The following is a 23894-nucleotide window of genomic DNA, read 5'->3' as shown; positions in this document are numbered from 1 at the left end:
AGCCCGTAAAGAAATTGAAAGACAAGAACTTGAAAGGCAAGAGTTAGCCCGTAAAGAAATTGAAAGACAAGAACTTGAAAGGCAAGAGTTAGCCCGTAAAGAAATTGAAAGACAAGAACTTGCAAGACAAGAGTTAGAGAGAAATCAGCAAGCAACTCCTCAACCAACTCCTGAATCAACTGCAACACCAACTCCCGCCCCAGTTACGCCTGCTGCGTCCCCGTCGAACTTTTTGTTTGTGGGAGATACTAACAGAGATGGCCAAATTAACCAGCAAGACGACGCCGGAAAAGAACAATGGTCTTTGTCCAAGGGCGCGCTAATTTTATTTAACGATCGCAATAACGATCGCGGCAAGATACCGACTTGGAAACAAACCAAAGTTAGCGCTCCCCGCCGTGCAGCAATGCTTTCTCAAGTTAACTTAACACTATCTGAAAACTTCAAAACCTCTCAGTTATTTATCACGGCTGACAGCATTGCCAGCCCTCACATCAGCGTTTTCCAGAAGACGGGCGACGGCTGGCAACCTGTAGATATATCCGGCGCTAAACCTCTAGTTTTCAGCACGAATATTGTTTTAGGTGTGGAAGCCAAACAATTTGCCGATCGCAACTGGAACGGCACTGTTAATCTCAAAGCAACTGCCCAAAACAACGGCCAAGAAATCGCCTCCACAACAATCCAAATGGGCGTTAGTCCTTGGATGATAGCGCCCAATACAGCACCAGTAACCGAAGTTCAGGTCAGCGACAGAGGCTCGGTCAACAGCGAATTTATCTCGCAACTAAAACAAGCAGTAGAACCCACGGGCGCTACAGTGAAAATTCTCCAGGGCGATCGCACTTGGATGCAAGATACCCAGAAAAACGGCTACGTTCAATTGCCCGAACAATCGGAAGTACGCCTGTTTAATGTAGCCCTAAAAAGCAATAGCGAGCCAGAGAAAAACCCGCCTATTAAATCAACTCAAGACCGGGATTTGAAAGTAGTTAAAATTGGGAATCCTCGTTCTTTAGATCCTGTAAGTCAGTGGTCTGACGGATACGGCAATTTGCAGGTGACACCGCCGATTCCCGGACACCCAATGGGTCGAGTTTATTATGGGAATTCCGGAAATGCTAGTTTTAATCCAGAGGTACTTGATTTTATTCAAGCTCAGAGAATTCAAGGGCCGCCAGTGGATATTGATACTTCTTGGCTTTTGACTCGCCAAGTCGATGAAATTATCAATTTTATTCCCACTCAAACTCCCGGGCAATATGTAATGGCGATCGCCAGTCCAGAAGCAGGAGTTAAGCTGTTGGAAGAATTGGAGGGAAGAGGTTACGGCGATGTGACGATTAATCGTGGTTTGAGCACTCAAACAACTGTCAGCGCCGCCTTGAAAAACCGTGCTTTAATTCAACACAATCTCTATTTGCAAAATCAGAAACTTAATCCGATTATAGAGAAGTTGAAAAGAGAGTTTTTACTCCGAGACGACCAAATTATTCAAGTTCCGGCGATGTTTGGCTACAGCGGTTATGCTTGGTGGCCAAATATGGTGAATTCGGTGCCAGTTAACGGCAAGTTGTTAGTTTCAAATCCGCGCGGGCCAATGATTGAGGGTGTAGATTACACTCAGGAAAGATTGCGCCAACTGTTGCTTCCTGCTGGCGTCAGCGTTAGTTTTCTGGATGACAGGTATTATCAAGAATTAAAAGGAAACGTGCAGTCGGCGACGAATACTGTGAGGAAGCCAGAAGACCGACCTTTTTGGCAGTCTTTGCCTAATAATTGATCCCAGTAGTAATTTGCGATCGCAATTTGTACTCAATATTTACGGAAAATTGGTAAATTGCGATCGCCCCAGCAGAGAGATTTCTCGATCGACATGGACGGCATTTTGTCAATAGCCGTGCCGTATTGGTGCAGTGCAGGCGATCGCACCAGTAACGTAAAATGTCTAAAAGCGGTCTTTGTAAAATAAATTTAGCCCCATGAGCGACGAACAGGAAAAAAAACAAATTTTGACTCAGCAACCGGAAACAATTTCCACTGCCAGTGATGAGTTCGAGCGCAGTGAAATTGCCAGGGCGGATTCAACTTCCGCATCAGCAGAAACTCCCGCAGAAATTGCCGCGCCCGAAGATATTTCAGCGCCAATCGACGAAGCCGAAACAATTCCAATTGCCACCGATAGCGCGCCGGAAACAACTCAACTTGCAAGTTATCCGCCTCCAACAATTCCAACTGCCAACTCCGAACCAAAACCAGCTCGCTCGTGGCAAATATTAGCAGTTTTTCTCAGCGGAATGTTAGTCGGTTCCGTCCTTAGTCTCGGCAGTTTGCTAGCGTGGAGAATGTATCAGGAAAGAGCGAACCTTCAAATCAAACTACCCGCTGACGTACCCCTCCCCGAAAGCCCTCCGCCTGTCGCAACAGCGCCCGCCAACCGCCGGCTCGGACTTCCCCCTGCCCCTGGAAGAGGACTGCCCGCCACAATCCCTCCGTCGCCCAGTCCCACTCAAATACCCTCTGTGTCTGGCGTTCCGCAACTTGCTTCCCCCTCGTCGTCGTCTTCTCCTTCTCCTTCTCCTTCTCCTTCTCCCGCTGCGGTTGAAACCCCTGTAACTGAGCGAGTTAACTTTCAAGCCGGTGCTACGGGAACTATTCTGAGCAGTAGTTTGCGAGCCAACATATCAAAGCGCTACTTACTGGAGTGCAATAGCGGCCAAAGCATGACAATAAATGTTCAAGAAGGTCAAGTTAGCGCAGCAATTATTGCTCCTAACGGTGAAAATGTAGGTACTGCTGACAGCACAGGTCAGTGGCAAGGTCAACTAACCAGTAGCGGCGATTATACTATTGAAATTTCAGGCGATCGCCAAGCAAACTACCAAGTTAAAATTGAAGTCAAATAGCAACTATAATTGTATCAGGGGGCAGTTACAAAATACATAAAGTCCCCCTGTAGCAAATTACAAATTACAAATTACTTATTACCAATGATCGCACAAGTATCTGAAAACATCTACGAAGCCAAAACCCAGGAAATTGCCAAAGAAATACTGCGGGTAACTCAAGAGAAAAAGCGTTCTTTTTTCGGTCAACTCCAAGACCAAATGCGCTGGGACGACAAACTGATGGATTGGGCGATGGCCAGCCCCGGACTGCGGGTGCAGTTGTTTCGATTTATTGACTGTTTGCCTGCCCTCCGCAGCAGGCCGGAAATTGCCCGCCATCTGCAAGAATACCTGACCGCCCAAGAGGTGGAATTGCCCGAAGCATTGAAAAAATTGCTCAACTTTGCTAACGCTGATTCGGTTCCGGGTCAATTGGCGGCGACGACGGTTGCGCCTGCTGTGGAAACTTTGGCGCACAAGTATATTTCTGGGGAAAATATCAAGCAGGTAATTAAAACCTTAGAGCGACTTCGCAAAGATAAAATGGGTTTTACAGTTGACCTTTTGGGGGAAGCTGTCATTACTGAAGCGGAGGCGCAAAGTTATCTTAACCGCTATTTGGAATTGATGGAGGAACTGGCGAATGCAGCGAAGAATTGGTCGCAGGTAGATGCAATTGATAAAGCTGACGGCGAAACTCTGCCGCGAGTGCAAGTATCGGTAAAGTTAACGGCTTTTTATTCTCAGTTTGACCCTTTGGATGCTAAAGGTAGCGAGGAGAAAGTAAGCGAGAGAATTCGCCTGTTACTGCGCCGCGCTAAGGAATTGGGAGCGGCCGTTCATTTCGATATGGAACAGTATGCTTACAAGAGTTTGACTCTGAGCATTCTCAAAGACTTATTGTTAGAAGAAGAGTTTCGCAGTCGCACCGATATCGGAATTACATTGCAAGCATATTTGCGCGACAGTGCCCAAGATTTGCGAAACCTGATTTCCTGGGCAAAAAAACGCGGAAATCCGGTGACAGTGCGTCTGGTAAAAGGCGCTTACTGGGATCAGGAAACTATCAAAGCGATGCAGAAAGATTGGCCGCAGCCAGTCTACAATGACAAAGTTGCTACAGATGCAAATTTCGAGCAGATGACGCAGTTGCTGCTCGAAAATCACGAATATTTGTATGCAGCTATTGGCAGTCATAATGTACGATCGCAAGCGAGGGCGATCGCCATTGCCGAAACTCTCAACATCCCGCGCCGCCGCTTTGAAATGCAGGTACTGTACGGCATGGGCGACAGATTGGCTAAGCTTTTGGTCGATCGGGGTTATCGCGTCCGAGTCTACTGCCCCTACGGCGATTTGCTGCCGGGAATGGCTTATTTGATCCGCCGTTTGCTGGAAAATACCGCCAACAGTTCTTTCATCCGGCAAAGTTCCGAAGAAATGCCGATCGAACAATTGTTAGCCGCACCAGTTGCTAACGGAAATGACCAGCTAGTTTACAGCAAAGTATTTCCCAACGTTGCCGATACCGACTACGCCAATACCAAATTGCGGCAACAAGCAGAAACAGCCATCAAATCAGTGCGCGCCAACTTAGGTAAAACCTATTTACCTCTAATCGATGGCGAGTACCAAAATACTGAAGCAACAGTCAATTCCCTCAACCCTTCCAATCCCACAGAAGTAGTCGGCAAAATCGGATTGCTTTCCGAAGAACAGGCAAAACAAGCCCTTGAAGCAGCAAAATCAGCCTCCACCAGTTGGCGAAAAACCCCCGTCAGACAGCGGGCAGGCGTCCTCCGCAAAGCCGCAGAGTTGATGGAACAAAGACGGCACGAACTGTCAGCTTGGATGGTGTTTGAAGTCGGCAAACCTGTCAGAGAGTGCGATGCCGAAGTCTCCGAGGCTATTGATTTTTGCCGCTACTACGCCGACGAAATGGAACGGTTGGAACAAGGAAAAAATTACGACGTAGCCGGAGAAACCAACCGCTACAGCTATCAGCCGCGCGGCATTTCTTTAATCATTTCACCTTGGAATTTCCCCCTCGCAATTCCTGTGGGAATGACTGTTGCATCGCTGGTGGCAGGGAATTGTACTTTGCTCAAACCTGCGGAAGTTTCCTCAGTAATTGCAGCAAAAATCACAGAAATTTTGCTAGAAGCTGGCATTCCCAAAGGCGTATTTCAATACGTGCCTTGCAAAGGTTCAACCGTCGGCGCTTACATGGTGAAACACCCCGACGTTCACATGATTACTTTCACCGGTTCTCAGGAAGTTGGCTGTCAGATTTATGCCGATGCTGCGATTTTGCAGCCTGGACAAAAACACCTGAAACGAGTAATTGCGGAAATGGGCGGCAAGAATGCAATTATTGTCGATGAAAGTGCCGATTTAGACCAAGCAGTTGCAGGCGTAGTTTATTCGGCATTTGGCTACAGCGGCCAAAAATGTTCCGCTTGTTCGCGAGTAATTGTAGTCGAATCGGTGTACGATAATTTTGTGGCAAGATTGGTAGAAGCGACGCGATCGCTCAATGTCGGCCCAGCAGAAAATCCTGGCACTCAAGTCGGCCCTGTGATCGATGCAAATGCCCATTCGCGCATCCGCGAATACATCGAAAAAGGTCGCGCTGAAGCTAAGATAGCTTTAGAAATGCCCGCACCGGAAACCGGTTATTTTGTCGGCCCAGTCATTGTTACGGAAGTATCGCCGACAGCAACTCTCGCCCAAGAAGAAATTTTCGGCCCAGTTTTGTCGGTGATTCGGGCAAAAAATTTCAGCGAAGCGATTGTTATTGCTAACGGTACGAATTTTGCTTTAACCGGCGGATTGTATTCTCGCACGCCTTCGCATATCGATCGAGCCGCATCCGATTTTGAAGTCGGAAATCTGTACATCAATCGCGGAATTACCGGCGCTGTGGTATCGCGGCAACCTTTCGGAGGATTCAAACTTTCGGGAGTTGGTTCTAAAGCTGGCGGGCCGGATTATTTGCTGCAATTTCTGGAACCCCGTACCATAACTGAAAATATTCAGCGGCAGGGTTTTGCACCGATTGAAGGAGTGGATGATTAATCATTCCTTTGTTGGCAGTGAGGACTGAAGTCCTCACTTTGGCTGTTAAGTTGGTAGGGTGCGCAATGCGCACCTTACTGTGGGATAACAGAAAAAATTTCTGCGATATGAGCTAGTTATAAAATGGAATCTACGAAAGATCGCGATCGGCTAAATTTTCAAAACCCTTCACTTGACAAGTGGCTGCGATTTTTAATTATAGCCGTATTGGTCATCGGTATTTTATTTCGCTTCGCCAATCTCGATCGCAAATTTTACTGGCTCGACGAAACATATACTTCTTTGAGAGTTTCTGGCTACACCGAAGCAGAAATCATCAAACAAATTTCCTACCAGAAAATAACCTCGCCTGCGGATTTACAAAAATATCAGCAGATAAATTCCGAAAAAACTTTAAGCGATACCCTGAATTCTTTAGCAACAGAAGACCCCCAACACCCGCCGCTGTATTACGTACTAGCGCGATATTGGGCGCAGTGGTTCGGCAGTTCCGTTGCAGCAATGAGAAGTTTGGCCGCCGTCCTTAGCTTGTTAGTATTTCCCGCAATTTATTGGCTGGCTTGGGAGTTATTTGAATCTTCAACAGTGGCGTGGATGGCGATCGCCATTTTCGCAATTTCTCCCTACCACATCTTGTTTGCCCAAGAAGCAAGACAGTACAGTTTGTGGACAGTAACTACTATTTTATCCAGTGCAGCCTTGCTGCGAGCAATGCGCCCTGACGAAAATCAAAATCCTGTCGCCCTCGTTCTTTCCTGGGCGCTTTATGCAGGCACAGCAACACTGGGATTGTACACCCACTTGTTATTTGTCTGCGTCGCCGCCGCCCACGCAATCTATGTCGCAGTCATTGCCAACTGGCGCGATGTTAAAACATTCATTGCCTATTATGTAGCAGCTTTAATCGCCTTAATCGGCTTCATGCCTTCCCTCATAAATACTGTAGAAAACTTCAATCAAATTAGAAGCACAACAGCATGGGCAGAACAGACAAATTTCTTAAGATTAGTCAGCAGGTGGATTGGTTCCGTCACCATAGCATTTTTTGATATTGGCATTGATGGAACTGCCAACGCCACACAACTAGCCTTGCTAATTCCCGTTGGCATAATGATTTTAGGTTTAGTCGGCTATGCCCTTTATTTTCTGTGCCGACATACACCAAAGCGAGTGTGGTTGATAGTATTGTTATTAATTGCAACAACAGCTTTGTTTTTAGCAGTACCTGATATAATGAAAGGTGGGAGGCGATCGGCAAATCCGCGATATTTAGTTCCTTGTTATGTGGGAATTCAGCTAGCAGTGGCTTACCTGCTGTCTGCGAAAATTAGTAACAATTTGGATAACTTCAAACAGCAAAAACTGTGGAGAATAGTTATAGTTGCACTGTTTGCCGCAGGTCTTATATCCGGTGGAGTTAGTTCTCAAAGAGAGACTTGGTGGAATAAAGGCAGCGGCTGGCTTCGAGCCGAATTACAAGTAGCTGAGACTGTAAATCAAGCCAGCAATCCCCTAATTATCAGCGATGCCCCGATCGCATATATGATGCCTTTAAGTTATCACCTAGAACCAAAAGTAAAACTGCTAATAGAACCCCGCTGTTACACTTCTTGCTACAAAAATCGAAAATTGGCACTTAAAAAACCGCAACCCTCGAAAATTCCCGATGGTTTCAACGATTTGTTTTTATACAGACCGTCCTCAACTTTGCGATCGGCAATTCAGCAACAAAACTATCAAATAGATCCGGCTGACGCTAATGTTGACCTCAAACTCTGGAAAATTACCAAAAAATAACCTACAAAATTAAGGCAAAAAATGTCTTATTCACCGAGACATACTGCCCAGAAAAGGGGTTTTTGGAAGTATGTCGCAAGTATAGTTCAATAGGGTTGTTTTTCGCGTTAAGCTAGAAGTTAAGAAGCAAAAAATAACATAAAAAATCTACAATGACAGTCACTGAAACCTCGAATATTCGTAAACTGCTGTGCGATCCAGACTTAGGGCTAATTCCTCACCTAGAAAAGTGCCTGAAAGATTTGCACTCATCTGCGATCGCCAGCGGAGAGAAATTCAAGGTAGAACCTTATGATATAGAACTCAAAAGCTGCCACACCCAGAAACATCCCAACGACCAAAAACCCATCGTCACTCAGTCAGTGTTAATAAAAATCCCCCTGACAGGGAAAGTTGAAGACAAGATGCAACTATATCTGATCGCAACTGAGTTGCAAAACCAAATCGACATCAAAATTATCGAATGGAGTGCCTTAGAACGCCGCCAATACGACATTCAGGGCATCCCCTTAAAGCAGCCCATCACCAAAATAGACGGCGAGATGAATTACGATTTAGTATTCGATCGACCAAACTACTGCTGCATCACTCTGTGCCGCCAATTTGACTTAAGTTACGCCGCCAATTTTTAATACCAATTCCCAAAAGTAGGGACACGGCAATGCCGTGTCCGACGCTGGGAGTAGGACACGGCATTGCGTGTCCCTAAGTGAATAATTGGTATAAGATTGAGGATTGTAGATCGATCGCACAAAATCAAATTCAAACAGCTCGATTGGCAGTTTCCGCAAGAATCCTCTTAATTTCAGCAGGAGTCAGATTCGGATTAGCTTGCAACATCAAAGCTATCACCCCAGCTACCTGCGGCACAGCCATTGAAGTACCCGCAAAATATTGATAGGGAATCCCCGGTTCAGAAAGCGGCACAGTTGAATAAACGTCACCAGAATCAGCCCTGCCACCGTCGCCGCCCGGAGCAACAAAATAATTAATTGCCTGCGCACCCGCCCGGTTAGAATAATCTGCAAACAAGCCGTTCCGGCTAACACCACCGACAGCAATTCCTACCTCATTGGCAAACCGAGCCGGATAATCCACCTCCGGGCGAGCATCATTTCCCGCCGCCGAAATCACGATCGCCCCTTGAGCTTCAGCGACTCGAATAGCATCCAATTCTTCTTCATTCAACTGGAGACCGCCCAAACTCACATTAATTATCTTAGCTCCATTTGCCACCGCATAATTAATCGCATTAATTTCATCCCTAATTTTCCCCACCCCCTCCTGATCGAGTATTTTCACAGGCATAATCTTCGCAGTTGGAGCCGTGCCAGTAATCCCAACCCCATCTTTTTTTGCAGCAACTAAACCCGAGATATGAGTGCCGTGACTGTTATCATCCATCGGGTCATTATCGTTGTTGACAAAATCCCATCCTCGGAAATCGTCAACAAAGCCATTGTTGTCATCATCTACCCCGTTGCTAGCTTTATTGCGACCGCCCACGTCAACACCGCTTTCTCCCGCATTGCTCCAAATATTCCCCGTCAAATCCGGGTGATTGTAGTCAACTCCACTGTCGATAACTGCCACCACAATTCCGTCTCCAGTAAAACCCTGGACCCAAACTTCTGGAGCTTTAATTAAATCTCTGCCCCACTCGTCGCCGCCCAAGTCGGGAACATCAGGAAAAGTTGCAGTACCTTGAGCTTTAGCAACTGCTGCCGCTGCATTCACCAAACCGAACCCAAAACGAGAGTCAAAACCCTGCAAGTTGCTCGGATTGTTAGGAGAAACAGTTGCAGGAGTTGCAGACAGATTTAGGTTAAAGTTTGTACTGCCTTGGTATTGATAAACTCGGACAAAGTAAGTGCCTGCTGCCAAAGCGTTGAGGTCGATCGACTCCGGCGATAAATCCGGTTCTTGAGAAGCAGCAATAATATCGGTAAAGTCAATAGAATTGTCGCCGTTGATATCTTTAATCACAGCAACGTCAACATCCGCCGTCAAACCGCTGACAGTTAATTTAAAGTCGCTAGTTGCAGGCAAAGTAAAGCGGTAAAGGCCGTCTGGCCGGGCGTTGCTAACCGAGTCTGCGATCGTTTGAGTGCCGGCCAAAACGCCTAAATCGCGAGCTTGATCCAGTTGGTTCCCCAATACGGTAGTTGCAGAGATGAATGTATTGGCGAGGTCTTGTGGAGATGCGTTGGCTACCAAGCCTAAAATAGCATTGGATTGGCGAATTTTAATTAATGTATTGGAAATACCGGGGGCGATCGAGATTTCTTCGAGAATCAAGTCAGCTTCGGTAAGATTGTCAGTCAGTCCGATCGAATCCACAAAACTGTTAAAGTCAGTAATAATGTCTGCTGCCGCCGGATCGGAGACTGCGGAGTTGCTGCGGAGGACAAAGGTATCTGGGCCCAAACCCCCTGTCAGCGTATCTTTGCCCCCATCGCCCACTAAAACGTCGCTGCCGCCGCCGCCGTTGAGGCCGTCCTCTCCCTTACCTCCCTGCAAGGTATCGCTGCCGGCATCGCCAAACAGGATGTCGCTGTTGACACCGCCGTTTAGCAAATCGTTGTCCGCACCCCCGAACAGGGTATCGGAATTGCCAGCGCCGAGAATGCGATCGTTACCATTATCACCGCTGATGCGATCGGCATCCGACGCACCCACAATAAAATCGTTGCCTTCGAGGGCAAAAAGTCCGTTAGGATAAGGAGTCAAAAAGCCTGGTGTTAAAGTTAAACTATTGGGGCTATCGTCTAAAAGATACGAAAGACCATCAGAAGTCGGGCCGACCATAAAAATATACTCCTTAAATACGAGCTCTCTAAATTTTAAAGTTTAAATATCAATAGTCGGGACAAAATTTCGATATGAGGTGCTGGTAAACGAGAAAATATGGGTTCCAGAGTTCAAGCGGGAACGAAATATCAATGCTTCCAACGTTCAAAAAAAACAGTCTGGAGTATTGAAATATGAAATAGTGGTTAAGAAAGCAGTCATCCCAAATTCAAAATCGGGATCGGAAAATGGGAAAACAACACTTGCATCGAATTCAGAATTTTTTAAATCTCGCGAAATCGCATTTAAAGCCTTATTTGCGCTATGTGATTTTGGGCGGGACGTTTTTATTTATTGCCAAAGCTTTTTTAACTCACTGGCGAGAAGTCGCGAATATCCAAATTCGAGCCGAAAGCTTTCCGTTGCTGGCTATCGCCCTTGGCGTCACTTTATTTTCTCTAATTTTTGTCGGCTGGGTGTGGATGTTGATTTTGCGGGAATTCCGCCAACCTGTAACTGCCGCGTGGGCAATTCAAGTTTTTCTCAAAACTAATATTGCCAAGTATTTACCGGGAAATATTTGGCATTTTTGGGGTCGAATATTGGACGCAAAAAAGGCCGGTATTTTTCCGAAAGCTGCTACTCTCAGCGTGTTGCTGGAACCGCTGCTGATGGCTTCTGCTGGCGTGCTGATTGGGTTGATTTGTTTTGACAAATTCAATTGGTTGTTGCGGCTTGTCGGTTGTGCTGCTATTTTGACGGCGATTCATCCCCGAATTTTAAATCCCATCGTTCTGTTTGTAGAGCGGTTGAAGTTATCAAAGAACAATGGGGAAAATTCTAAGACTGGGGAGGCTGCGGGCGAGGCACTAAATATTCCTACAGAGTCTACTTCCAATATAGCTAAAAAAACATCGAAGGTCAAGTCCCGCCGCAAAATTAATTTGCCAATAAAACGCTATCCTTTAGTGCCGTTAATCGGACAAATGTGTTTTATCGGATTGCGGGGCTGTGGTTTCTTGCTAACTGTAACGGCTTTAACTCCGGTGAACTTTAGCAATATTCCCAACTTGTTAGGTGCTTTTTGTTTTGCGTTTGTTGTCGGTTTAGTCGTACCGGGTGCACCGGGGGGAATGGGAGTATTTGAAGCAACGGCGATCGCCCTGCTGTCCGATCGCTTTTCTACGGGTATAATTCTGAGTGCGGTGGCTTTGTATCGGATAATTAGCATTCTGGCGGATGTTTCCGGTGCTGCTTTGGCAAAGCTCGATCGTCAGCGCGATCGGCACAATAAAAAAAGGTGAATTTGAAATAAAATATTTGAGGAATATAATTTGCTGCGATCGAGGAATCCCTGAATCGGGCAATGTAGTAAAAGCTATAATCCAAGTCATGAGTACCAACTCACAGACTTAGGTAAATTACTTGAATTTTGGCTGACCGTGTAAATCCAATCATTTCAGTGGCAGCCAATTCATAACATTACAGGTTCTTTGAAATAATGACTCTAACCTCCGGTTAGCCATGACTCATAACAACAATAGAACGACAACAATTCGTTACCTTCTAATTACATCAGGTGTACTGGGGATCAGTGGATTAGGCTATCTTGCTTATACCATGTTGCAGCAACCCAACGAAGTACGCTACTACGAATCCGAACAGCAATGTATTGTAGATGCGACGAACCAAAGCAACGGGTTCACAAAAGAGCAGTGTCAGGCCCAGTTCCGGTACGCAATGCAGGAATACGAACGCATTACGCCCGTGTATCGCACGCAGCCAGAATGCCAAGAAGACACAGCAAGCATTTGCTCGCAGGTATCGAATTCCAGCGTTGCTACCCCCGGATGGCGACCAGACTTCGGCGGCTTCTATTTCACCGATGATGTCGATGATGATGCCCCTCCAACAGTGGTCAACGGCGGCTCCAGCGGCTCCTACACGGTTTATCCAGTGCAACCCGTTTACCGCTCCAACATCGGAATTGTAACTCCAGAGAGAACCCTGATTACTCGTCCCCTACAGGGCATACCGCTAGATTCTCCCTACTTTTCCTCCAGTCGCGACACCCCAAATCGCCCCCCAGGTCACGCAGCTCAGGGAACCATCAAGGGACGAGGGAGCTTTGGTAATGCTGTCCGCTCCACGGCTCCTTTGGGAGACGGAGGCAAGTGACATCGATTCCGGTTGCACTCCTTATCATTGTTGACTGTTGACTGTTGACTGTGAGTCAAAAAAATGAAAATTGCGCTCCTGATTTGTTGGCAGCTTGATTCGACTTTACGCCCGACGATGAAGCGCGGATTTGATATCATTCCGGCGCAGCCGGAATAGATATGATGCAAGCATTTTTGAGCGCCGATTCATCCCAAAACTATTTTTTCTCTAGTTCTTTTGTCTGTTTTTGTAGATCCTTGAGTTCCACACCACTAGCAAGGCGCTTGATCAATGTATCCCTTTTTGTTTCAGCGACGACGCAACTGGCAGCAGCACGTATTAGATAACGCCTACCAATGTCAGCCTCTTGCAGACATCAACCAGCGCTACTGGGCAGAAGCCTTACACCGTCCCTTTGGGGTGATGTTTTCGCGCCAGGAAGAGGCGAGGATCTGGGATGCTACTGAGGCTCTTTGGGATATGTGTCGGGAGTTTTTGGACTGGTTTTTCACCGCTGATGGTCTAGAAAATCGGATGAAAAAACTCGCTATTCCCCCTGCTTTCTGGGAAGCAATTCAGGTTTCGTGGGATCGGGTTGACGAAGCAGAAGATATGTCTCTTTATACCCGTTTCGATCTTGCCGTCACTGAAGATGGAAAAATTAGCCTTCTAGAAATCAACGGCGAAACTCCTCTCTTGGGTGCAGAAACAGTCTATCAATGGCTGTGGTTAGATGACATGAAAAAACCAAGCCGAGATTTGCGATCGCTTCCCAACGATGCCAATCAGTTCAACAACTTTTGGGACGAAGTTGCGGGTCGATTCCGCACACTAAGTCGTCATTATGATTTAAAGCAGTTCGGCCTGAGCTTGTTAATTGACGAGCATCTGTCAGAAGATACCGAGATGGCAGGACAACTGGTCGAAATTATTAATCAAGAATTGGGAAACGATCGCTTTTTCACCCAACTTGTAGGATTGCGCAACCATCTGGGCGTGGATGAAGAAGGATTTTTTGTCGATCAATTCAATAATCGGATCATGCGGCTGTGGAAAATCGTCGATTGGCTGGATTTGCAACTCGCCAGCCAATCCTTTAACGCAGATGAAGCCCTAGCATCGCGCCTGATAGCAGGGGACGTGAAAATCATTGAACCGCTGTGGAAACAGATTTTAAGCAATAAAGGATCGATGGTGTGGATGTGGGAATTATTTGGCAACCACCCAGTGTACGCTCAATTCTTGCTACCCACTTTCTTCACAGATACTATCTCGCTCGAATCCACAGCATTACTGACCCAAATGCACGTCAAAAAGCCCCTCGTCGGTCTAGAAGGCGTTGGGGTTTCTATTGAAACAGGCGATTTTGTTGCCGGAGCCGTTCATACCCGCGAGACGATGGGCTACGATCGCGAAGGATTCATTATTCAGTCCTACCAACCCTTGCCCGAATATTTTGGCTACCACTTCGTCGTAGGTTCCTGGATTGTCGGCGATACTCCATCCGGCATCGTATTGCGCGGAGATACCAATCCGATCACCGGACGACATTGCTTAATCGTTCCGCATATCGTGAGCGATCGTCTGGTGAATACTTAACTTCTAATCAGAAAAACTATGAAAGTACAAACTCATGATGTCCGGGGAATTCCGATTCTTAGCAGTGAGTGGAGTGTAGATGAATTTATTGCCGATGAGTTGAAAATTCCCGAAGTCGCGCCTACAATTCAGGCTGGATTTATGGATCTCCTGAGCCGAGATGTGTTCTCTGAGGGAGACAGTCAGCCACTCTACGAGCACCTGCTATCTCGCAGTTCGGAGTTCTCGTTAGAATTCATGAGTGCGATCGAACTTTGGCTGCAAGACGAATTACGGCACTACGTTGCTCTACGTAAGGTCTATCACATGGTATCAGGTTTGTCCCCAGAGGCGATCGACCAAAAAAACCAGAGTCGGGTGCATGAACTCGAACCGATCTCGTTTCTGATTGAGAACGAATTCACCATTCTAGTTGGTTTAATGTTTGACGAAATGGGTTCCGTGTGGTCTTATCACCGGGATATTAAGGAATTCTACCAACACTATGGGAACGGCTTTGCTCGCGTAGGACATTTGGTCACGCAGGATGAGGGGCGGCATTTTAGGAATGCTGCGACTCTCATCCAACATCGCCATCCCGACAAAATCGATCGGATCGAACCGTTATTAGAAAAGATTAGCAAGATGGAAGCCGGTCTTGCTTATTATCCCAAGACTTTCTTTCTCGATCACGCTCAGGAAAGACACCGCTTTCCGAAAGATTTTAATACCCAGGTTATTCAAAGAATTCTCTCCTTTTTCTAACAGAATTACCAAGTTAATCATCGGATCAACATTATTATACTTTCCGTGGCGATCGAGCATCTCCAACCTGACGCACTCTACAGCAACTGTCTCTTTCTCCTCTAACTCTGTCTCCTCTGCGGTTAAAAATTCTAATTATTATATGAATTAAAGCATTTTTTCCAGAAATTGCTTAGCGCGATCGCACTTCGGGTTGCTAAAAAACTCCTGCGGCGGCACATCTTCCGCCACCTTTCCGCCATCCAAAAACAAAATCCGGTGGGCGACTTCCCGCGCAAAACCCATTTCGTGAGTTACAATTGCCATTGTAATTCCCGTTTTCGTCAAAGCTTTCATCACATCTAACACTTCTTTAACCATTTCTGGATCGAGTGCAGAAGTCGGTTCGTCCATCAACAAAATTTCCGGTTCCATAGCCAAACAGCGGGCGATCGCCACCCGCTGTTTTTGTCCCCCCGAAAGCTTAGAAGGATAAACCTCAGCCTTATCGGACAAACCCACTTTTTCCAGCAATTCTAACCCCTTCAGACGCGCCTCATCCTTAGCCACCTGCTTCACCTTTACAGGCGCATACATCACATTTTGCAGCACAGTCATGTGCGGGAACAAGTGGAAATGCTGAAAAACCATCCCCACTTTCTGGCGGATTTTCATAATATCTGCCTTCGGCAAAGTAATATCCACCCCGTCAATGTATATGTGTCCAGAAGTCGGAACTTCCAGTAAATTCAAACACCGCAAAAAAGTAGACTTCCCGCACCCCGAAGGGCCGATAATGGCAATCACTTCTCCTTTGTGAATCTCAGTAGTTATCTCGCGCAAAACCTTCAGATTGCCAAAAGATTTATACAGGCGATCGACCTTAACTGCTAGTTTGGAGTCTGCGTTCGAGTACATTGGCCCCCCAAGTTAAACTAAGCACCATCAAATAATAAATTGCGCCGACAAATATCAAAGGTTCAAAGTAAATATACTTTTCTGCTCCGACAATTGTAGCGCGGCGCAGCAAGTCTTCTACGCCAATTACTGAAACTAAAGCTGAATCCTTTAGCAAAGCAATACTTTCATTCACCAATGCAGGCAAAATATTTTTCAAAGCTTGCGGCAAGATAATATCGCCCATCATCAGTTTGTAGGGAACACCAAGCGATTCGGCAGCTTCTTTTTGACCTTTATCTACGGCTTGAATTCCCGCGCGGATTGTTTCGGAAATATAAGCCCCAGAATTCAGGAAAAAAGTAATCACGCCAGCTTGCAGCGCCGATATATCATAGCCCGTAAGCTGCGGCGTTGCAAAATAAACTAAAGTTAACTGCAATATTAGCGGCGTTCCTCGAAAAATAGAGGTGTAAGCAGCGGCAAACCAGAACAGCGGTTTAATGCTAGAAATCTTAAACAGAGACAGGACGATTCCCCAGATAAATCCGAGAAATGCCGACAGCAAGGTAAAAGTTAGCGTTACCCCAATCCCGGACAAAATATAAGGCAAACTCGGCAAGATTTTGCCAAAATCTAACCCGAACTTGGGCGCTACCGCAGGCTGATTTGCTTGATCAGTTTCTTGCGGAATTGGTCGAGAAAACCACTTAGTAGCTAGTTCCTTAATTTGACCGCTGGCTTTCATTTGCTGGAGGACTCGGTTGAATTCTGGAACTAATCTCGAACCTTTGCCAAAGGCGATCGCCGAACCGCTTTCTTCAGTATTCGGGATTGTGTTAAATTCCAAGTCCGGGTTCGCTGCTGCATAACCCGTAGCAACAGTATCCTCGATCACTCCCGCCGCGATGCGGTTCGATTTAATTTCTTGAATGATGTCAGGAATCCTATTGAGAGGAACCAGTTGCACCCCGGCCATTTTTTTTACAGCTTCCTGCTGAATGCTTCCGAGTTGAACGCCTACTTTTTTCCCCGCTAAATCTTCAGCTTTGGTCAAGTTGCTGCCTTTATTGGCGACAATTGTATTTTGAGCTTCGTAGTAAAGGTCAGAAAAATTAACATTTTTTTTCCTTTCTGCTGTGGGAGTCATTCCAGCCATCACAAAATCGGCTCTTCCCGCCTGCAAAGCGGGAATTAAGCCGTTAAAATCCATGCCAATTACTTTCAGCTCGTACCCCAATTCTTTAGTAATATATTTGGCAATTTCGATGTCAAAACCGATGATTTCGTTGCCGCTAACAGCCGTATCTTTAAATTCATAGGGCGGGTAGTCTGGGGAAGTCGCGAGTGTTAAAGTTTTGTTGGCTTGGGCGTAGCTGGCGATCGCAATTAAGCAAAAGGCGATCGCGATCGCCGCCGCCAGGATTGATTTTAATTTTAAACGTTTCATATCGAACATTGTCCTCAAAAATCCCCTCGCCCAGAAAATATACCACAAATCGGAATCAAATCACCATTGTAAAGGAAGATATACTCCTGGAGGCATGGGTTGCCATAAACCGGGTTTGATGGACAAACAAACTGCATAATTAGCCTTGAACAAGGGTAACAAACCCGGTTATAAATGTATTAATGCGCCCAGGGCTAAAGATAGATAATTGTGCCACTAACTTATATTTAAAAAATCTCCGCAATGCACAACTTTTAACATTGTTTATCGAGGGTGATTTGAAAACCACTATCCCCGTCAAAGTTGGTGCGAGTCATGGGAGTGGCGGTAGGGCGATCGTACCGAGCGTTGTTTCTTGCTTGCAACCGCGTTCTCAAACGATCAGTTCCAGTAAAGCTAGTATCGAAATTCAACCGCACCCAATAGCCCAAGTTGCCAGTAGTTTTGTCATCACCCACAGCTTATTTAACAGCCTGTTCTACTTTTGGGCGATCGGCCAACACCACAAACTCAATGCCCATATTAAAAGTCACGAATACAAACTAAAGTTGGTGAAGGTATTGTTCAATAAACTGAGTTTCTTAAAATATTGTTGAAAAATCCGCCCTAAAAAGAAACTATTACCTATTGACTTTTTGGGAATTATTGTGGTATATTTTAGATAATGGAAGTAGTACCTTAAATTTAAATTTTGCTACCACTTCCATTATTTAATTGTACTTTATTGAATGCTTAGAGTCAAGCTTTTAACCCTAAAAAAAAAAGATTTTTTTTTAGATTCATTCAATTAAAATTAATCGAAGCCCATTATCAATTCTCCGTTCCCCTCAATTACTTCGCCGATCGCCCAAGCACCAATTCCCTGAGATTCAAACCATTTAACAGCCTGTTCTACTTCCCTGGGATCGACCAACAGCACAAACCCAATCCCCATATTAAAAGTATTGAACATATCTGCTGTTGCAACTTGCCCGGCTTCAGCAATCCACTGGAAAATCGGCAAATTTGGCCAGCTATTGCTGTCAATTTTCACAGATTGATTTGCTCCCAAACAGCGGGGCAAATTTTCTGGCAAACCGCCGCCCGTAATGTGAGCCATGCCGTGAATTTCTAAACCGCTCTTAATTGCTTCGAGGACTGGTTTAACATAAATTGTAGTCGGAGTTAACAGCACTTCTCCTAAACTTTTGCCACCTAACTGTTCGGGTTGGGAATGCCAATCAAAACCCCAATCGCCCGCAATTTTTCTCACCAAACTAAAACCGTTGCTGTGCACGCCCGAACTCGCCAGCCCCACAGCCAAATCTCCCACCCGCACCCGCGAACCGTCCAACAATTTGCTCTTTTCGACAATTCCCACGCAAAACCCCGCCAAATCGTACTCTCCCGCTTGGTAAAAACCGGGCATTTCTGCCGTTTCCCCTCCGAGCAAAGCACAGCCCGCTTGCTTGCAACCGTCAGCAATCCCGGCAACCACCGCAGCTAATTGTTCGGGATTTAACTTTCCCGTCGCTAAATAATCGAGAAAAAAGAGGGGTTCGGCCCCGGATGTCAGCACGTCGTTGACGCACATCGCCACCAAGTCGATACCTACCGTGTCGTGCCGATCGAGATTGTGGGCTAATTTCAACTTAGTCCCAACGCCATCAGTACCCGAAACCATCACCGGCTCTTTTAAACCCTCCGGGACGCTGAAAAAACCGCTAAACCCGCCGAATCCGCCCAAAACACCCGATCGGTGCGTGCTCTTGACCATACTCCCGATGCGCGAGACAAAAGCTCTGCCCGCCTCAACATCCACACCTGCTTCTCGATAATCCATAAGTCCGCCAAATCGATTTCTAATTTTTAGTTTATTCCGATAACAGTTGACAAACAGCTTTTTTCACACTAGCCATTTGGCAGCCCACAAAAAACAATAAATTTGTGTAAATTTTTGTAAATTTTTCAGGAATGGCTGAAACGGCTGTAAGCACTAGAACTAAAGGATTTTATGATAGAGAGTTCTGAGAAAATTTAATGAAGATTTGGTGAAAATCGCGATCGCAGCGATCCCCAACCGCAAAAGTTTGTGGTAGTCTGTTGCAGTTCGTGAACAAAACACAAATTGCGAATCGAGTATGAGTTGTCAAGTGTCAGGGAAATTTCAGCCAAATTTATTTGGGGCTGAAGCATTAAAGCAAAAACGCACCCCGATACTTTGCTTTGACTCACGGGGGAATGGCGAAGGGCAAGAGAGAAATCCTTGACGCCCGCCGCCAAACGGCCAATCCTCCAATCTCGGTTGGCAATGGCTCTTCACAAAAATGGACGTATGAAGGAAAAATTTGTTGGTGCTCTACTCGCTGTCCTGTTAGTTCCTGTGGTAGGAACGGCATCCTCTTGTCACGCACAAGCAACAGGTGCCGGCAAGCAAAACTCTCAGGCTTCTAAGCAAGTAATTTCCACCGAACCGTCCCCGCAGTTAAACGCGACTCAGGTTGAAGCACAAAAAGTCGGACAGTATCAGTACCAAGCAAGAGCTGACATTGACCGAGACTCGATCGCCAAAATTCAGCCCCACGACTTAGGCGGGCGACAAGCAGCGACAGTCTACGTGCGAAACATTCCAGTCATCACCTTTGTGAACGCCAGTCCGGAAAAAAACACGCTTTTGAGAGAAACTGGCGACAGCAAAGCCAGTGCTAGCAGTCAGATGCAAGTAGCGGGCGCCAAAGAAAATCCCAAAGTTGGAAACATTGCCAGCAACGACCGCACCCAAGAACCCGATCCCGTGTGGCGGGCATCGAGCTTAGCAGCAAGACTCAACCAGCTAGCCCGCAACAACATCGATCCGAACAGCATTACCGTTAAGTGGGAAAAAGGCGATCGCTACATTATCCAGGCAAACGGTGAGGACTTGGTAAACATCAACGCCGAAACCATCCTCCCGGACACCACCAGCAACTTTAGCCGAGACGCCCTGCAAGCAACCAATCGCCTCCGCCGCCTTCTGGGCAACGCCCCACCCCTGCAAGAAGTCGCAGGCAAACCCCAGCCAGAATCCCCCGTGCTGTCTCTGGGCCCAGTTCAAGTGCGCCTCAGCGGCTGGGCTTCCTGGTACGGCCCGGGATTTGACGGCAACCTCAGCGCCAGCGGCGAGCGTTTCAATCAAAATGATTTGACCGCAGCCCACCGCCACTTGCCCTTCGGAACTAGAGTCATGGTGAGAAACCTCGACAACGGCCGCACCGTCGTCGTCCGCATTAATGACCGCGGCCCCTATGTGGGCGATCGGCTCATTGACTTGTCCGCCGGCGCCGCCAGCGTGCTGGGAATGATGAGCAGCGGCGTTGCTAGAGTGGAAATCGAAGTGATCGAACCGCAGCAGCAAACAACAGTTGGACGCTGAAGGGTACTCTAAGGCAGAATAGATTAAAGTTATCCGAAGTGTAGAAGGCAGAAACTAGATTGACAACTCCCCGCCGTAAAACGGCGGAGATTCTTCCTTCATCCAACGTTGCCTCTAAAAGCAGTGCCTTTAGATGGTCTTACACGTTGTCTGGAAGCGTTAGCGAGATGCCCTCCCGCCAAAAGTCGTAAACCTTCCTCGCGGATATTCATGGCGGCGTTAATGTCTCTGTCATGTACCCTTTGACATTTGGGACATTGCCAGCTACGAATATCTAAACTCAGGTTATCTAGTTGATGTAAGCAGTTACTACAAGTTTTTGAACTGGGAAAAAATCTATCGATTTCGATGTAGATTCTTCCCTCCCACTCTGACTTGTACTTCAACATGGTGCAAAATTGACCCCATCCAGCATCACTGATTGATTTAGCTAGTTTGGAATTTTTTACCATGTTTCTAACTGCCAGATTTTCTACCACTAGGACTTGGTTTTCGTCAACTAATTTACGACTTAGTTTTTGGAGAAAATCTTCACGACATCTGGTGATTTTTTCATGCACTTTAGCAACTTTAATCCGTGCTTTGTTACGATTCCTAGACCCTTTTTGTTTGCGACTAAGTTGCTTTTGTCTCTTGGCTAGTTTAACTTCATATTTACGGTAATATTTGGGGTTGCCATGCTTAGTCCCGTCGGACGTAATGGCATAATGATTTATCCCCATGTCTACACCAATAGCTTTTCCCTCGGACGATGAAACAGGCTTATCTTTACCATCATCGTAGAGACAAGCGGCGTAGTATTCACCTGATGGATTTAGCGATACGGTAACAGATTTTAACTTTCCTTCGAGCAATCGAGATACTTTGCAGTAAACCTTACCTAGTTTTGGCAACGTGAGATAGTCGCCATCTAATTTAATTCCTTGTGGGAATCGGATAGATTGCTTTTGTCCCTTTTTCTTGAAATTTGGGTATTTAGCCCGTTTCTCAAAAAAGTTCAAAAAACCACTAGACAAATCCAATGCTACTTGCTGTAAACATTGTGAAGGTGGTTCTGTTAACCATTCATATTCTTTTTTCAGCGAAGGTAACAAATTAATGATGTCGTTTCGACTTAAACCCTTACCTGTTGCTTTGTAAGTTTCACTGGTTAGGTTAAGCGCAAAATTGTAAAACCACCGTACACATCCAAACGACTTAGCAAGCAATATAGATTGCTCTTGAGTCGGATAGATTCTGTACTTGCAGGCTTTTAACATAGCACTTACCAAACTATACTTGCTATGGTAACATAAAATGAAACAAAAGTAAAGTCCCCCTAGAAGGGGGAGGTTTTAAACCCAATTTTTCGATAAAACTCACATCTTGCATTCGCAGCCATAGTCCCGCTCTCTTGTACGCGAGCTTGTTGCTAACATCGGTGCAAGAGGTCAGATCGAACAAATTCTGACAAATAAATTCTGTATTCTGCCGAATGCCTTCAGGAGATTCTACCGGTGCGCCTCTTTACTACCATTGCAGCACTTCGCTGCTACTTAAATTCACAAAAGTCTGCTGCACCTCATGTGACAGTCGGTTTGGTGCCGACGATGGGAGCTTTGCACGCAGGGCATCTGAGCTTGATCCAGCGGGCAAGGCAAGAAAATGCGATCGCCCTGGTCAGCATTTTTGTCAACCCGCTGCAATTTGGGCCAACAGAAGATTTTCAAGATTATCCTCGGAATTTCGAGCAAGACCGGCTGTTGTGCGAACAAGCTGGGGTTGATGTCATTTTTGCTCCCTCAGCAACCGAAATGTTCGGCAACCAAGCGGTCGAGCGCACAGAAACAGAGAAAACCGCCCAAAAACATATAGAGATTCACCTTTCATCATTAACTCAAGTAGTACCGCCGCCGGCGATGACATCAGTTTTGTGCGGCAAGTCGAGGCCCGGTCATTTTCAGGGCGTCGCGGCAATTGTGACTAAACTTTTGAGTTTGGTGCAGCCGACAAAAGCTTATTTCGGTCAGAAAGACGCCCAGCAGCTAGCAATGATTAGGAAGCTGGTCTTTGATTTGAACTTGCCTGTAGAGATTGTCGCTGGTCCGATCGTCCGCGAAGAGTCGGGACTGGCAATGAGTTCTCGCAATCAGTATTTAACACCAGAGCAAAAACAGCAAGCCTCCGTACTCTACCGCGCGCTGCAACAAGCTTCGGAAACTTTTGCTTCAGGGGATCGCACCGCGCCGGCCGCACTCGCTGCCGCCCGCGCAGCAGTTGCAGGAGAGCCAGCAGTCAAGCTCGAATACGCCGAACTCGTCGATCCCGACACTTTGACGCCCTTGCAGGTTGTGGAAACAGCAGGACTTTTAGCCGTGGCAGCCAGAGTCGGCTCTACTCGCTTGATTGACAATATAATTCTTAGGAATCGGCGGCCAATTGTGGCGATCGACGGCCCGGCGGGAGCTGGCAAATCTACTGTAACTCGCCTTGCAGCAACAGCTCTGAACTTGTTTTATCTGGATACCGGCGCGATGTATCGGGCGCTGACTTGGCTGGCATTGAAAACAGACACGCCGATTTCCGACGAATGCGCGATCGCCGAATTAATCAGTTCCAGTTATTTAGAATACAACCTCGATCCCGCATCAAAGATGTTGAAGATTAACGGCGAAGACGTAACCGAGGCAATTCGCAGTTTGGAAGTGACATCCCGCGTCTCGGAAATGGCGGCAATTCCCGCCGTGCGACAGTTTCTGGTGGAGGAACAGCGGCGCTGCGGCACAAAAGGCGGAATTATAGCAGAAGGCCGCGATATCGGCACTAACGTGTTTCCCGATGCGGAACTGAAGATTTTTTTGACGGCTTCGGTACAAGAGCGATCGCGCAGGCGGCTGTTAGAAATTAAAGACACCGGTCGGGCTAATATTAGCTTGGCCCAATTGGAACAAGACATTGCCCTGCGGGACGAAAAGGACAGCACCCGCGAGGTTGCACCTTTGCGCAAAGCGGCCGATGCTGTGGAAATTCAAACAGACAATCTGACTGTTGCTGAAGTTATCGATCGGATTGTCGGCTTGTACAAACAGAGAATCGGCCCTAAAAGTTAATTTTACGACGCTGGGGGCGCGCGATCGATCGC

At 46.6% G+C, this 23894-nt stretch carries 17 protein-coding genes; 12 read left to right on the top strand and 5 right to left on the bottom strand.

The genetic code is table 11. The annotated features are described in order from the left end of the window. The 5 genes from QUA20_RS25745 to QUA20_RS25725 all read left to right on the top strand — a co-directional run. Positions 1-1783, top strand: a 1783-nt coding sequence (locus tag QUA20_RS25745) for a protein-arginine deiminase family protein (protein ID WP_333192362.1), incomplete at its 5' end; no start/stop codon positions are given. Between the two features lie 199 nt (positions 1784-1982). Next, positions 1983-2906, top strand: a complete 924-nt coding sequence (locus QUA20_RS25740) for a hypothetical protein (protein ID WP_333192359.1) — start codon at positions 1983-1985, stop codon at positions 2904-2906. 84 nt (positions 2907-2990) lie between these two features. Continuing rightward, the gene (gene pruA / locus QUA20_RS25735) at positions 2991-5966 is read left to right on the top strand and encodes an L-glutamate gamma-semialdehyde dehydrogenase (protein WP_333192357.1); all 2976 of its coding nucleotides are present in this window, start codon (positions 2991-2993) and stop codon (positions 5964-5966) included. 123 nt (positions 5967-6089) lie between these two features. Next, the gene (locus QUA20_RS25730; protein WP_333192355.1) at positions 6090-7763 is read left to right on the top strand and encodes a glycosyltransferase family 39 protein; all 1674 of its coding nucleotides are present in this window, start codon (positions 6090-6092) and stop codon (positions 7761-7763) included. Between the two features lie 152 nt (positions 7764-7915). After that, the gene (locus tag QUA20_RS25725) at positions 7916-8395 is read left to right on the top strand and encodes a hypothetical protein (protein WP_333192353.1); all 480 of its coding nucleotides are present in this window, start codon (positions 7916-7918) and stop codon (positions 8393-8395) included. Positions 8396-8525: 130 nt separating this feature from the next. Here QUA20_RS25725 and QUA20_RS25720 read toward each other — a convergent pair whose 3' ends face one another. Continuing rightward, on the bottom strand, positions 8526-10571 hold the full coding sequence (locus QUA20_RS25720) for a S8 family serine peptidase (RefSeq protein WP_333192351.1): 2046 nt from the start codon (positions 10569-10571) through the stop codon (positions 8526-8528). A gap of 230 nt (positions 10572-10801) precedes the next feature. Here QUA20_RS25720 and QUA20_RS25715 point away from each other — a divergent pair, with 230 nt between their 5' ends. From QUA20_RS25715 to QUA20_RS25700, 4 genes are all read left to right on the top strand, one after another. Further along, entirely contained in the window at positions 10802-11857 is a 1056-nt protein-coding gene (locus QUA20_RS25715) for a UPF0104 family protein (protein ID WP_333192350.1), read from the top strand. Between the two features lie 220 nt (positions 11858-12077). Then, positions 12078-12731: a DUF1190 domain-containing protein gene (locus tag QUA20_RS25710; RefSeq protein ID WP_333192349.1), complete on the top strand. Its 654-nt coding sequence runs from the start codon at positions 12078-12080 to the stop codon at positions 12729-12731. A 273-nt stretch (positions 12732-13004) separates the two neighbouring features. Beyond that, entirely contained in the window at positions 13005-14312 is a 1308-nt protein-coding gene (locus tag QUA20_RS25705; RefSeq protein WP_333192348.1) for a glutathionylspermidine synthase family protein, read from the top strand. Positions 14313-14330: 18 nt separating this feature from the next. Continuing rightward, the gene (locus QUA20_RS25700; protein ID WP_333192347.1) at positions 14331-15056 is read left to right on the top strand and encodes a hypothetical protein; all 726 of its coding nucleotides are present in this window, start codon (positions 14331-14333) and stop codon (positions 15054-15056) included. Positions 15057-15203: 147 nt separating this feature from the next. Here the strand turns inward: QUA20_RS25700 and QUA20_RS25695 are convergent, their stop codons facing one another. Together QUA20_RS25695 and QUA20_RS25690 are read right to left on the bottom strand one after the other, a co-directional pair. Continuing rightward, complete coding sequence (locus tag QUA20_RS25695) at positions 15204-15953, bottom strand: amino acid ABC transporter ATP-binding protein (RefSeq protein WP_333192345.1); 750 nt, start codon at positions 15951-15953, stop codon at positions 15204-15206. Further along, positions 15919-17382 carry an ABC transporter substrate-binding protein/permease gene (locus QUA20_RS25690; protein ID WP_333192343.1) on the bottom strand — a complete coding sequence of 488 codons (1464 nt, stop codon included), beginning with the start codon at positions 17380-17382 and terminating at the stop codon, positions 15919-15921. The genes QUA20_RS25695 and QUA20_RS25690 overlap by 35 nt, the downstream gene beginning before the upstream one ends. A gap of 278 nt (positions 17383-17660) precedes the next feature. Between QUA20_RS25690 and QUA20_RS32165 the strand changes: the two genes are divergently transcribed. After that, positions 17661-17978 (top strand): hypothetical protein, encoded by a 318-nt coding sequence (locus QUA20_RS32165; RefSeq protein WP_445304716.1) that lies wholly within the window; start codon positions 17661-17663, stop codon positions 17976-17978. 197 nt (positions 17979-18175) lie between these two features. Here QUA20_RS32165 and purM read toward each other — a convergent pair whose 3' ends face one another. After that, complete coding sequence (gene purM, locus QUA20_RS25680; RefSeq protein ID WP_333192341.1) at positions 18176-19204, bottom strand: phosphoribosylformylglycinamidine cyclo-ligase; 1029 nt, start codon at positions 19202-19204, stop codon at positions 18176-18178. 492 nt (positions 19205-19696) lie between these two features. Here purM and QUA20_RS25675 point away from each other — a divergent pair, with 492 nt between their 5' ends. Next, positions 19697-20773, top strand: a complete 1077-nt coding sequence (locus QUA20_RS25675; RefSeq protein ID WP_333192338.1) for a septal ring lytic transglycosylase RlpA family protein — start codon at positions 19697-19699, stop codon at positions 20771-20773. A gap of 98 nt (positions 20774-20871) precedes the next feature. On the opposite strand, the gene tnpB is transcribed toward QUA20_RS25675, so the two are convergent. After that, on the bottom strand, positions 20872-22032 hold the full coding sequence (gene tnpB / locus QUA20_RS25670; protein WP_333192335.1) for an IS200/IS605 family element RNA-guided endonuclease TnpB: 1161 nt from the start codon (positions 22030-22032) through the stop codon (positions 20872-20874). Between the two features lie 237 nt (positions 22033-22269). Between tnpB and QUA20_RS25665 the strand changes: the two genes are divergently transcribed. Continuing rightward, a complete protein-coding gene (locus tag QUA20_RS25665) occupies positions 22270-23862 on the top strand; it encodes a bifunctional pantoate--beta-alanine ligase/(d)CMP kinase (RefSeq protein WP_333192332.1) in 1593 nt (530 codons plus the stop codon). Positions 23863-23894: the final 32 nt, after the last annotated feature.

The sequence above is a fragment of the Microcoleus sp. Pol7_A1 genome (assembly GCF_036701085.1).
Classification (GTDB): Bacteria; Cyanobacteriota; Cyanobacteriia; order Cyanobacteriales; family Microcoleaceae; genus Microcoleus; species Microcoleus asticus.
Note: the sequence above shows the minus strand (reverse complement) of the source record. Positions and strands in the feature narration are given on the sequence as shown.

Bases quoted from the DNA above. Each gene is read 5' to 3' on its own strand.
- QUA20_RS25700 (WP_333192347.1), top strand. From the start codon at position 14,331: ATGAAAGTACAAACTCATGATGTCCGGGGAATTCCGATTCTTAGCAGT.
- QUA20_RS25730 (WP_333192355.1), top strand. From the start codon at position 6,090: ATGGAATCTACGAAAGATCGCGATCGGCTAAATTTTCAAAACCCTTCA.
- QUA20_RS25720 (WP_333192351.1), bottom strand. From the start codon at position 10,571: ATGGTCGGCCCGACTTCTGATGGTCTTTCGTATCTTTTAGACGATAGC.
- pruA (WP_333192357.1), top strand. From the start codon at position 2,991: ATGATCGCACAAGTATCTGAAAACATCTACGAAGCCAAAACCCAGGAA.
- tnpB (WP_333192335.1), bottom strand. From the start codon at position 22,032: ATGTTAAAAGCCTGCAAGTACAGAATCTATCCGACTCAAGAGCAATCT.
- QUA20_RS25740 (WP_333192359.1), top strand. From the start codon at position 1,983: ATGAGCGACGAACAGGAAAAAAAACAAATTTTGACTCAGCAACCGGAA.
- QUA20_RS25690 (WP_333192343.1), bottom strand. From the start codon at position 17,382: ATGAAACGTTTAAAATTAAAATCAATCCTGGCGGCGGCGATCGCGATC.
- QUA20_RS25705 (WP_333192348.1), top strand. From the start codon at position 13,005: ATGTATCCCTTTTTGTTTCAGCGACGACGCAACTGGCAGCAGCACGTA.
- QUA20_RS25675 (WP_333192338.1), top strand. From the start codon at position 19,697: ATGAAGGAAAAATTTGTTGGTGCTCTACTCGCTGTCCTGTTAGTTCCT.
- QUA20_RS25695 (WP_333192345.1), bottom strand. From the start codon at position 15,953: ATGTACTCGAACGCAGACTCCAAACTAGCAGTTAAGGTCGATCGCCTG.
- QUA20_RS25710 (WP_333192349.1), top strand. From the start codon at position 12,078: ATGACTCATAACAACAATAGAACGACAACAATTCGTTACCTTCTAATT.
- QUA20_RS25725 (WP_333192353.1), top strand. From the start codon at position 7,916: ATGACAGTCACTGAAACCTCGAATATTCGTAAACTGCTGTGCGATCCA.
- purM (WP_333192341.1), bottom strand. From the start codon at position 19,204: ATGGATTATCGAGAAGCAGGTGTGGATGTTGAGGCGGGCAGAGCTTTT.
- QUA20_RS25715 (WP_333192350.1), top strand. From the start codon at position 10,802: ATGGGAAAACAACACTTGCATCGAATTCAGAATTTTTTAAATCTCGCG.